The organism is Cytophaga sp. (assembly GCF_051961495.1).
Lineage (GTDB): Bacteria > Bacteroidota > Bacteroidia > Cytophagales > Cytophagaceae > Cytophaga.
In genome coordinates, this window is record NZ_JBQCDF010000076.1 from 1 (window position 1) to 11,451 (window position 11,451).

Consider the following 11,451-nt stretch of genomic DNA (forward strand, 5'->3'; position numbering starts at 1 on the left):
ACTGGTCTATGCCGTTAAGCTACAGCAAAACAAATTCAAGTTTCGGTGCACGAAGTGGTCGTTGGCATTATGGTATTGACCTTGATCTTGAAGTAGGAGATCCCGTGATGGCTTGTTTTGATGGTATTGTACGGATTGTACAATACAACTCCGGTGGATATGGCTATTATATTTTGATTCGTCATTACAACGGCTTTGAAACCTTATATGCCCATTTAAGCAGACAGGATGTAAAAGTAGGACAAATTGTAAAAGCAGGTGAAGTTATCGGTTTAGGTGGAAATACAGGCAGAAGCAGCGGACCGCATTTACATTTTGAAGTACGTTATGCAGGCAATGCATTCAATCCTACGTACATGTATGATTTCCCGAATCATAAACTTCGTTCGGCTACATTTTCTCTGATACCTGAACATTATGCGTATGCAAAAGAAGCCCGTAAGGTTTATTACCATACCGTTCGTTCCGGACAAACATTGGGCATGATCAGCAGAAAATATGGTGTTTCTGTTACACAGATCTGCCGTTTAAACCGTATTACTACCAAAACCGTTATCCGCGCCGGACAACGCCTGCGGATACGATAAACGTATGATACAAAAAGTAGACATACTTGTTTTTGCAGCTCATCCCGATGATGCTGAGCTGGCTTGTTCAGGGACGATCCTTAAACAGATTGGACTAGGAAGAACGGTTGCAGTTGTTGATTTAACCGCCGGAGAATTAGGTACCCGGGGGACTCCGGAAATACGGGCACAGGAATCAGCAGTGGCCACCAAACTGTTAGGACTGACAGCCCGCTATAACGCAGGTTTTGCAGATGGCTTTTTCGAATCGGATAAAGAACATTGTGTAACGTTAGCTTCATACATTCGGTATTTTCAGCCGGAGATTGTCTTGTGTAATGCCATTGATGACCGTCATCCGGATCATGGGAAAGGATCCGAGCTAGCTTCCAGAGCATGCTTCCTGGCAGGACTTAGAAAAATTGAAACAACCTGGGAAGGTAATACACAAACTGCCTGGAGACCTAAAAACGTGTATCATTATATTCAGGATCGATACATCCAGCCGGATTTTATTGTAGACATCAGCGATCAATGGCAAGGAAAGCTTGCGTGCATCAAAGCATTCAAATCTCAGTTCTACACTGCTGAAACAGCTAGCAATGCTGAACCGCAAACATATATTTCAGGAATAGGTTTTTTAGAATTTATTGAAGCCCGGGCCAAAGAATACGGCCATGCGATTGGTGTTACCTACGGGGAAGGCTTTACGAAAGAGAAACAGGTAGGAGTAAAGGACTTATTTGATTTAATATAGCATCATATTAAAATCCCAAATTCCAAAAAACAAATTCCAAACAATAGTTCAATCGTTTGGAATTTGTTTTTTGGAATTTGGGATTTGGGATTTCTTGTCAAGGGCATATTCTATAAATATTCCATCGTATATTTTCTTCCAGATCGTAAACAATTCTGTCATGCAAGCGGCTTGGCCTGCCTTGCCAGAATTCAAAATAATTAGGCTTAAGCGCATAGCCGCCCCAATAAGCGGGCCTTGGGACAATAGTACCTTCCGGAAATTTTTTTTCGTAATATTCAATTCTTTTTTCCAGTTCCTCGCGACTTGCAATTTCTTTGCTCTGTTCCGAAACCCAGGCGCCTATTTTGCTGGCATAGGGACGGCTTTCAAAATATTTATCAGAATCTTCTGTAGAGACTTTATCAATTGTGCCTTCAATACGCACCTGACGTTCCAGTTCAGGCCAGAAAAAATTTAACGCTCCGGATGCATTCTGTTTTATATCATCACCTTTATGACTTTGGTAGTTGGTATAAAATACAAAACGGGCATGCTCTATTCCTTTAAGCAGAACAATTCTTGATGCTGGTTTTCCTTCTTTACTTACGGTAGCAAGATTCATTGCCGTAGCCTCCAATGCATCAGCTTCCAGTGCTTGTTTTAACCACAGGTTAAATTGCTCAATCGGAGATGCCAGTACATCTTTCGTATCCAGTGTTCTGGAAGAATAATCCTTCCGGATGTCTGCTAAATTCGTTTTCATATTTTACTTAAGATTATTATAAGAAAACGTATTTTATACAGCCTTCTTATAAGTCCTCTTAAAATTAATCATTTGTTTTATAATCCAAACTACCATCAGTATTGTAATAACACCATTCACCTTCTTTTACTCCATTGGAATAATTACCCTGAGAAGAAACAATACCAGTCGAATAATAATAGATCCAATTACCGCTTTTAATGTTGTTCTGATAATTGCCTTCTTCTTTTTTATATCCGTTTGCGTAATAGAATTTCCAGTAACCTGAGAGCTGTCCGTTGGAATAATTGCCTTCCCGCATCAGTTTTCCATTGCTGTAATACATTTTCCAATAGCCGCTTGCATGGCCGTTTTCGTAATTGCCTTCTGCACTTTTAATATTTGAGTTGGGATAGTAGGAAACTTTGTAACCATTTGTATTTGTATGTGTGTTCGGCACTACGAACCTGTTGGTATCCGGTACAACCGGATAGTAGTTGTAGGGATATGGAGTATCGTAATGCTTGCTGCATGCAATCATGAAAAATACAGGAACCGCCAGTAGGGCAACGAACAGGTTTTTCATAGGATTAATTTTATATATTATATAATAATATAACACAAAAATAACAATAATCACTTTTCCTTATAGATAATAAATTCAGTAGCTTTAGGTGCGTAGGGCTTTAGATGTAGCTTTATATGACTTTTACGATAATAATTTTTCACATAGGTAGAAATGAATAATTAATAACAATAGTTGTTTACTTCGTAATCATTTTTTTCGATATTGAAAATAAATAAAAACTTATCGATGCTGACTAAAGGGAAAATATTGATATCAGAGCCGTACCTGGGCGATGCCACTTTTGAAAGAAGTGTAGTGTTGCTTTGTGAGCATAACGATAGCGGCGCCTTTGGTTTTATGTTGAATAAATCAACAAGTCTTACAATAAATTCTGTATTGGAAGAAAAATTATCGTTTGAGAAGAAATTATTTTTAGGCGGACCTGTAGCGCAGGATTCTTTATTTTTCTTATTGCGTCAGGAATCAGCTATATTGAAGGATTCGGTTCATATAAAAGATGATTTATATTGGGGTGGAGATTTCGATCATTTAAAGCTTTTAATTCAGGAAGGGAAATTGAAACTGGATAATTGTCGATTTTTTTTAGGATATTCGGGCTGGGGAGAAGATCAACTGGAGCATGAATTGGAAAGCCATTCATGGATTATTTCAGACATAAACTCTGAAGAAATGTTTGGTAATAACACCGAGACAATGTGGCAAAGAGTTTTACGTAATATGGGTGGTGATTATAAAGCACTATCAAACTATCCGATTGATCCAAGATTAAATTAAAAATAATTACTAATATAAATTTTATACTATTGCGATGGGTGTTTCAGAGGAATTGAATAATGATTTTCAATTGCATGATTCTGTGGAATTAGCAAGTAATGAGGACGTGCACAAAGAAGACTTCAGCCAGTTTTCTAAATTGGACATGGTGAAATATCTGGAGAATATGAATCCGGAAAGTAATTTTCATGAAGCCTCTGCAAACCTGAAAAGCATTCGTGCTCATTACGAACATCTTTTAGAACAGGAAGAGCACGTCGCTCTTGCTAAATTTATTGAAGACGGAAGTTCTCCGGAAGATTTTAAATACCGGAGAGATGAAACATCAAACAAATTCGAAGAAGTATTTGCTAAAGTAAAAGAAAAAGTATCTGCACATTTTTCAGATTTAGAAAAACAAAAACATAAAAATCTTGAAATCAAAAAGCAATTGCTTGATAAAATGCGGGCAATCATTGCTTCTGATGAAAGTGCGGGTTCTTTTCAGGAGTTTAAAAAACTTCAGGAAACCTGGAAAGCTACAGGGCCTGTTACACTTGCTGAGGCAAAGGAATTATGGGCAAATTACCAGGCTTTGACTGACATGTTCTATAATAACAGAAGCATGTATTTTGAGTTAAAGGAACTTGACAGAAGGAAAAATTTAACATTGAAACAGGAAATTGTTTCAAAAATTGAACAGTTGGTACATCATCCGAATGTGCAGACCGCATTTAATGAAATGCGTAAACTCCAGGATGAATTCAGGCATTTAGGCCCGGTTCCCAAAGAAGAGCATGAAACAATCTGGACGAAATTAAAAGCTGTAAGTGATACACTCCATGCAAAACGCCAGCAATTTTTAGAAGAACTTTCTAAACAGAAAGAAGCAAATTTAGTACTGAAGCAGGAGTTGATATTAAAGCTGAAACAATATGAAGAATTTGTTTCTGAAAAAATTGATGACTGGAAAGAAAAGTCGGATGCAGTACTTCACATACAGGAAGAATGGAAGAAGATTGGCCAGGTACCTGAAGATAAATTAAAAGAATTGTCAAAAGAGTTCTGGGCTTCTGGTAAAAAATTCTTTTCAAACAAGAATTTATTTTTCAAAAAGCTGGATGCAAAGCGTAAAGACAATCTGGACAAAAAAGTTCTTTTATGTGAAAAAGCTGAAGCATTAAAGGATAACGAAGATTATGCTTCAACATCCAAGGCTTTGATTCAATTGCAAAAAGAATGGTCGAAAATCGGTCAGGTTCCTATTAAATATAAGGATACCATTTATGATCGGTTTAAAAAAGCCTGTGACTCTTTCTTTCAGCAGCAGCGCGACCTTAAGGTGCAGGCTGAAGCTGTGCTTGTAGAAAACTTAAAAGCTAAAGAAGCATACATTAAGGAGCTTGAAGCAAAAGTCAAAGCTGCAAGTGCAGAGACCGAAGAAACGTTAATGACCTATCTTCAGAAATGGGAAGACTTGGGTTTCGTTCCTATGGATAATAAGAAAGCGCTTCAGGAAAAATTCAGAGAAGTCTTATTGGCATTTATTGATAAAATGCCAATTGAAACTGAGCTGAAAGAAAAATTACAATTGAAGATTGAAGTTAAACAAGGTGGAAATAAACATGTAGAATCTTTAGTGAAAGATCTTCAGCGTAAAGCCGCTATTGTTAAAACGGAGATTGAACAGTATAATAACAACATGGCATTCTTTGCTAATTCTCCTAAAGCTTCTGCTTTAAAGGAGCAGGTAATGGTTAAGATTAAGGATGCGGAAGTTGAATTGAAGAAGCTGAATGATAAATTGAGAATTTTAAAAGGGTAATCCCAGTTATCCGTATAAATAAAAAAAATCCTTCCCGATAGCTATCGGGAAGGATTTTTTTTATTTATACGGGTTTGTGTGGCGATTCAGAAAAATAAGTTATTGATTTTATCTCGATATAGATTCGTTTGATTTCCGGATATTTTAATCGTATCGAATCTTCAATCCGATCAATGTTTACTGCCACATCATTCATAAGCAGATTAGGGTCGAACTGAATGTCCAGCGCAAGCAAAATGTCCCGTGGGCCGAAGTGTAATGTTAACGGGCTGCGCACATGCACAACACTTTTATTTTCTTTTATTGTTTGAACAATTTTGTCGATTAATTCCTGGTCAGCACTTTCTCCGATCAATAAACTCTTCGTTTCAAATGCCAGCATGAGAGATAAGCTGGATAGTATCAAACCAATTGCAATAGACGCAGCTCCATCTATATATGGGTTATTTAATGTATGACCAAGGTATACTCCCAAAAATGCAATGATAAGGCCTAAGATGTCTGCAGAGTCTTCAAATAAAATACTGAATGTGCCCGGATCTTTACTTTCTTTAATTGCACGCCAGAATGATTTGTCAGGATTGTCTTCAAGGAATTTTTTCACTGCCACAAATAATGATACAGCACTCAATACAAATGCCAATGCGATAACGATGTAGTTCCAGAACGGATCTTCTATTTCTTCCGGATGCTGAATATGTAAGATACCTTCATAGATAGACATACCACCGCCAACAGCAAATAATGAGATCGCGACTACCAGACTCCAGAAGTAGAGCTCTCTTCCATACCCAAAAGGATGGCTGGGAGTAGCTTTTTTCTTGCTGCGATAATCACCGAATAATAATAAACCAGTATTGCCGGTATCAACCAGGGAATGTATGCCTTCCGATAACATGGCAGAACTTCCTGTGATTGCTGCAGCAATAAATTTTATAATTGCAATTAATAAGTTGGCGGTAAAAGCTCCGACAATAGCTATATTTGATTCTCCTTTAGACATATGTGTATTTTGTAATCACCGAAAATATACATAATTGTTTATACTTGAAATCATGCCGGAAATTTTATTTATCATCATAAATACCCCGGTTTACGGTGAGGAGAACGATTGTAATGACCTGAATGCAAAGCATGAAATCCTGTTCAATATGCAATGATCTATTTCCCTGTACCGTAGAGTCGGGTAAATGCTGGTGTATGGATTATCCGCCTGTACTGGAGCGTATTACCGGTGATTGTATGTGTGAGAAGTGTTTGAAAGTAGAGGTGAAAAGAAAGATTGAAGCATATACACAGTCGGGGATTCCTTCTGGGATCAATGAAAAGATAAAAAGTAATACCAGGCTGCTTGAGGATATTGATTACTATATTGAAAATGGTTTATATGTTTTTACTTTCTGGTTTCATTTAAAAAGAGGAAGCTGTTGTGGGAACGGATGCAGACATTGTCCCTATGGAAATAAAAAATAAAACGGATATTCCTTCGGCAATCTTTTGCTGGAGTGGCGGAAAAGATTCTTCGTATTGTTTGTATAAAGTACTTCAGGAAAAACAATATGATGTAAAATATCTTTTAACAACCATTAATGGTCAGGCGGGAAGAATTTCCATGCACGGTGTGCGGGAAGAATTATTGGATAGGCAAACGGATGCTATCAGTATTCCTGTAATAAAAGTGCGTGTAAATGCAGGAACAAATGAAGAGTACGAACAGCTGATGACTGAAGCTTTAAACAAGGCAAAGTCTGAAGGTATTACACATGTTATTTTCGGAGACATTTTTCTGGAAGATTTACGGGACTATAGAGAAAAGAACCTTGCAAAGGTGGACATGCAGGCAGTCTTTCCTTTATGGAAGACGGATACAGGACAATTAATCAATGATTTTATAAAAGGAGGATTTGAAACAATTACCTGCTGCATCAATGATGGTTATTTTACATCTTCCTGGGTAGGCAGGAAAATAGATGCAGTTTTTGTTCAGGACCTGCCTCAATATGTTGATCCATGTGGTGAAAACGGAGAATATCATACATTCTGTTATGCCGGCCCTTTGTTCAATAAAAGAATACCTTTTGAAGTTGGTGAAAAAATATACAAACCTCTTCAGATTTCTTTAGATGATACATACCAATCTTCTGTTCAAACAAAAGGGTTTTGGTATTGTGATTTGATTCCTCAATAAATAGTTTTACTACATTCGCATTTCTTCTTATGGCAGAGCCTCTTAAAAATCTATATTCCCCAACATTTATAAAATCCCTGACAACTTCATTGAAAAAAGTCTATCCGGCTTTCAATGTTAAAGCATTTGAAAAGGCTGTGTTTGATAAGGAATGGGAGAACAGAGAGTTAAAACAACGCATGAAACACCTGGCGGCAGTTTTGCATCAGTACTTAACTCAGAATTATAAGCAGGATGTTGGAATCATTATTGAGTGGGTACATTATTTGAAAGCTCATTCAAACCAACAACAGAGCTTTGAATATTTATTCCTGCCGGAATATATTGAAATGTTTGGTCGGGATCATGTCGCCCTTTCTATGAAAGCCATCGAAGAAGTTACGCAGTATACAAGCTGTGAATTTGCGATCAGGCCTTTTCTCGATAAAGATCCTGAAAAGATCATGCAATACATGCTGAAATGGTCTAAGCATAAAAATGCCAATGTGCGCCGTTTTTCAAGCGAAGGTTGCAGGCCGCGTTTACCATGGGGGATGGCATTGAAATCGTTTAAGAAAGATCCGTCATTAATTTTGCCTGTACTGGACAATTTGAAAAATGATGATTCGGAATATGTCAGAAAAAGTGTAGCCAATAATCTGAACGATATTGCCAAAGACAATCCGCAAGTGGTGATTGATATTATAAAAAGATGGAAAGGCAATTCTAAAAATACCGACTGGATCATTAAACACGGGGCACGAACTTTATTAAAAAAAGCCCATGGTGAAGTATTAGTCTTGTTCGATTTGCATACCCTTGTACGCTGTGAAGTAAAAGAGTTAACAGTTAACCGGAAGAAAATCGCTTTGGGAGAAACATTAGCGTTTTCATTTGTGCTGCACACGGACCCAAAGGCAAATTCAAAGCTCCGGATTGAGTTTGCCGTTTATTATATGAAAGGAACCGGAAACAGTAGCCGGAAACTTTTTAAAATCACTGAGCAGACATATGAAAAGGGCAGTTCAATAATTTTCAATAAAAAAATATCATTTAAAGATTTAACAACACGCAAACACTATCCGGGAAAGCATAAACTGTCTATTGTTGTCAACGGCAATGAACTTATGGAAAAAGAGTTTCATGTTGTTTAAATAATCTCCCTTTCAATAAGTTGAATGAGTTATTTATTAGTACCTTGTAAACGTCTATTAATCTTACGTGTAATGAAAAAAAGTATTTTTATCCCCCTGGTTCTTTTGTGTTTGTTGAGTGCATTTGTCATGAAAATGAAATTCTTCTCGGATTACGATAAGAAGACTGATTTTTCAAAGTATAAGACCTTTGCATGGATCGCGCCTTACGATACAGTTATAAGTATGCACAGGAAAGATAAACCTTATGGAAATTTTATTATCAAAACATGTGATGCCGAATTGTTAAAGAAAGGAATGGTGCTGGATACTGTTAATCCGGATGTGGTTTTTATGTTTGATACCAAGATTAAAGAATCAGATGTATACAAGCAGGCGCCGACAACAAGTGTCGGAGTATCGGTTTATGCGCCGGCTTATTATGGACAGAATTATTACGGCGGACCGGCTTTCGATCCGAATGGATACAACATGGGATCTGCAACTCCTGTAAATGGTGTTCCGGCAAATGGTTATCCTGCTAATGCAACAGGATATTGGGGCGGATATTATTACGGCGCATCTGTTTCTACACCTATTGCCGGCGGTCAGATTACCAAGCATCATGTTGAAGAAGGATCATTGATCATCAACATGTATGAAACAAAATCAAGAAGATTTATCTGGGGAGGTGGTGCCAATCAGGATATAAACATCACGACAGATATACCAACAGAAATCAATGCTGCTGTAGCCGGAATTTTTAAACAATTGCCGATTAATCATAAAAAATAGCGACTGTTTCCATATTAAACTCTTTTGAGACTGATTTTTTTATTTTGTAACTTGATTTAAGTCAAATAATTACTGCTATTATACAATTATTTGTATCTTGCATCATAAACTCCGCTTTTAAAATGAAACAACTATTTACTGTATTATTCCTCACTGTTTCTTTGATTTCCTTTGCTGGAAATGGAAATAATTATCAGGCAGCCCGGGCACAAACGGCTCCGGTTATTGATGGTAACGGCAGCGATGCCTGCTGGAGCTCCGCAACCTGGTATACCGTTAATTATTTATGGTTAGGTGTTCAGCCTTCGGCTGCTGATTTTACCGGCAGGTTTAAAGTATCCTGGAGTGCTAATAAATTATACATATTGGCAGAAATTACAGATGATGTACTGAATGATAATTATGCCGACCCGGTTTCAAATTATTGGGAAGATGATACCTGGGAGATTTTTCTGGATGAAGATCATTCTGGTGGCGGTCATGAAAATACCTACAATGCTTTTGCTTATCACGTTTCGACCTTAGGTGATATTGTAGATTCAGACCTTGGTACACCAAGATTGTTTAATAATCACGCTACTATATCCAGAACTAAAAGCGGAACAGTATATACCTGGGAAGCCGCTTTCGATGTATATACAGACGCTTATGTTTATGCAAACGGAACTTCGAACCCAAAGGCAACATTAACTGTGGGTAAGCAAATGGGTTTTGCCATGGCATATTGCGATAACGATGGGGGAACAACCAGACAAAGCTTTATTGGTTCTGAAGATATCCCCGGTACAAATAAAAACGTTGCCTATCAGAATGCAGATGTGTTTGGAAATCTTACGTTAGTAGAAACATCGACTCCGACATTCAGCCAGGTGCTGATTAATAATACAGATTTAACGAATCCGACAGTAATGACTATGCTTCCGGATGGACGTATTTTAATCGGTCAGCAGGCAGGTACAGTTAAATTGTTTAAGAACGGAAGCCTGGTTGCAGGAAATGCTTTATCAATCACGGTTGATGCTTCCGGTGGAGATTACACGGAAAGAGGTTTGATCGGGATTACTTCTGATCCGAATTTTGCAACTAACGGATACATTTATATTTTTTATACAACAACTGTCGGCGGGACACATAATAAAGTAAGTCGCTTTAAAATGACCGGTGATGTGATTGATCCGGCTTCGGAAACGTTGGTAACAGATCTGGATCCATTATCAACGGCTACCAATCACAATGGTGGTGCGCTGCATTTTGGTCTTGACGGAAAATTATACATCGCTGCAGGAGAAAATGCCACACCAGCAAATGCGCAAAATTTAAATGTTACCCATGGTAAGTTATTACGTTTGAATGCAGACGGTACAATTCCTACTGATAACCCTTATGCAACAGATGTGAATCTTTCAAAGAGAAAAATATGGCAATACGGACTACGTAATCCATTTACGTTTGATGTGCAGCCAGGTACGGGAAAAATATTTATCAATGATGTTGGCCAGGATGCCTGGGAAGAGATTGACGATGGTACCGTAGGAAATAAAAATTTCGGCTGGCCTGATGTTGAGGGGAATACAACCAACACAACATATACTAACCCTGTATATACATATAATCATGGTGCAAGTAATGTAAATGGTTGTGCAATCACCGGTGGCTGTTTCTTCAATCCGACATCAACCAACTATCCATCTAAATATATCGGCAAATATTTCTTCATGGATTATTGTGGAAACTGGATGGATGTAATGGATCCTGTAACAGGAACTAAGATCGAGCGATTTATTGCCCATCTCCAGGGAAGTGCTCCTGTAGCAGTAGATGTTGCTGCTGATGGAAACTTATATTATTTAACAAGAAATCCTGCTGCTTTATATAGAATTGCTTATTCAGGAAGTTCTATTCCAGACATTCTTCAAAATCCTGCATCGCAAACAATTGCTGCCAGTCAGCCGGTAACGTTTACCGTAAAAGCTGCCGGTGTGAAACCTTTTACTTACAGATGGCAGAAGAATGGGGTAGATATCGCAGGTGCGATTGACTCTGTATATAAAATTCCAGCAGTAGTTGCTGCAGATGCAGGTAATTACCGTGTGATCATCAGCAATACTTTTGGTGCAGATACCAGTGCTGTTGCAGTATTGA

General features: G+C 37.8%; 12 protein-coding genes. 9 read left to right on the forward strand and 3 right to left on the reverse strand.

Annotation, left to right across the window (positions count from 1 at the left end):
• Positions 1-587, forward strand: a 587-nt coding sequence (locus ACTHJT_RS03395; protein ID WP_440236377.1) for a peptidoglycan DD-metalloendopeptidase family protein, incomplete at its 5' end; no start/stop codon positions are given.
• Between the two features lie 4 nt (positions 588-591).
• Entirely contained in the window at positions 592-1,323 is a 732-nt protein-coding gene (gene bshB1, locus ACTHJT_RS03400; RefSeq protein ID WP_440236378.1) for a bacillithiol biosynthesis deacetylase BshB1, read from the forward strand.
• Between the two features lie 97 nt (positions 1,324-1,420).
• Here bshB1 and pdxH read toward each other — a convergent pair whose 3' ends face one another.
• Both pdxH and ACTHJT_RS03410 read right to left on the reverse strand, forming a co-directional pair.
• A complete protein-coding gene (gene pdxH, locus ACTHJT_RS03405; protein ID WP_440236379.1) occupies positions 1,421-2,068 on the reverse strand; it encodes a pyridoxamine 5'-phosphate oxidase in 648 nt (215 codons plus the stop codon).
• A 64-nt stretch (positions 2,069-2,132) separates the two neighbouring features.
• On the reverse strand, positions 2,133-2,633 hold the full coding sequence (locus tag ACTHJT_RS03410; protein WP_440236380.1) for a toxin-antitoxin system YwqK family antitoxin: 501 nt from the start codon (positions 2,631-2,633) through the stop codon (positions 2,133-2,135).
• A gap of 204 nt (positions 2,634-2,837) precedes the next feature.
• Here ACTHJT_RS03410 and ACTHJT_RS03415 point away from each other — a divergent pair, with 204 nt between their 5' ends.
• Together ACTHJT_RS03415 and ACTHJT_RS03420 are read left to right on the forward strand one after the other, a co-directional pair.
• Complete coding sequence (locus tag ACTHJT_RS03415; protein WP_440236381.1) at positions 2,838-3,410, forward strand: YqgE/AlgH family protein; 573 nt, start codon at positions 2,838-2,840, stop codon at positions 3,408-3,410.
• Positions 3,411-3,444: 34 nt separating this feature from the next.
• A complete protein-coding gene (locus tag ACTHJT_RS03420; RefSeq protein ID WP_440236382.1) occupies positions 3,445-5,214 on the forward strand; it encodes a DUF349 domain-containing protein in 1,770 nt (589 codons plus the stop codon).
• Positions 5,215-5,278: 64 nt separating this feature from the next.
• Here ACTHJT_RS03420 and ACTHJT_RS03425 read toward each other — a convergent pair whose 3' ends face one another.
• Complete coding sequence (locus ACTHJT_RS03425; RefSeq protein ID WP_440236383.1) at positions 5,279-6,217, reverse strand: cation diffusion facilitator family transporter; 939 nt, start codon at positions 6,215-6,217, stop codon at positions 5,279-5,281.
• A 197-nt stretch (positions 6,218-6,414) separates the two neighbouring features.
• Between ACTHJT_RS03425 and ACTHJT_RS03430 the strand changes: the two genes are divergently transcribed.
• From ACTHJT_RS03430 to ACTHJT_RS03450, 5 genes are all read left to right on the forward strand, one after another.
• The gene (locus tag ACTHJT_RS03430) at positions 6,415-6,687 is read left to right on the forward strand and encodes a DUF5522 domain-containing protein (RefSeq protein ID WP_440236384.1); all 273 of its coding nucleotides are present in this window, start codon (positions 6,415-6,417) and stop codon (positions 6,685-6,687) included.
• Positions 6,671-7,402 (forward strand): diphthine--ammonia ligase, encoded by a 732-nt coding sequence (locus ACTHJT_RS03435; RefSeq protein WP_440236385.1) that lies wholly within the window; start codon positions 6,671-6,673, stop codon positions 7,400-7,402. The genes ACTHJT_RS03430 and ACTHJT_RS03435 overlap by 17 nt, the downstream gene beginning before the upstream one ends.
• A 29-nt stretch (positions 7,403-7,431) precedes the next feature.
• Complete coding sequence (locus tag ACTHJT_RS03440) at positions 7,432-8,535, forward strand: DNA alkylation repair protein (RefSeq protein WP_440236386.1); 1,104 nt, start codon at positions 7,432-7,434, stop codon at positions 8,533-8,535.
• Positions 8,536-8,607: 72 nt separating this feature from the next.
• On the forward strand, positions 8,608-9,309 hold the full coding sequence (locus ACTHJT_RS03445) for a DUF4136 domain-containing protein (protein ID WP_440236387.1): 702 nt from the start codon (positions 8,608-8,610) through the stop codon (positions 9,307-9,309).
• 122 nt (positions 9,310-9,431) lie between these two features.
• Positions 9,432-11,451, forward strand: a 2,020-nt coding sequence (locus ACTHJT_RS03450) for a sugar-binding protein (protein ID WP_440236388.1), incomplete at its 3' end; no start/stop codon positions are given.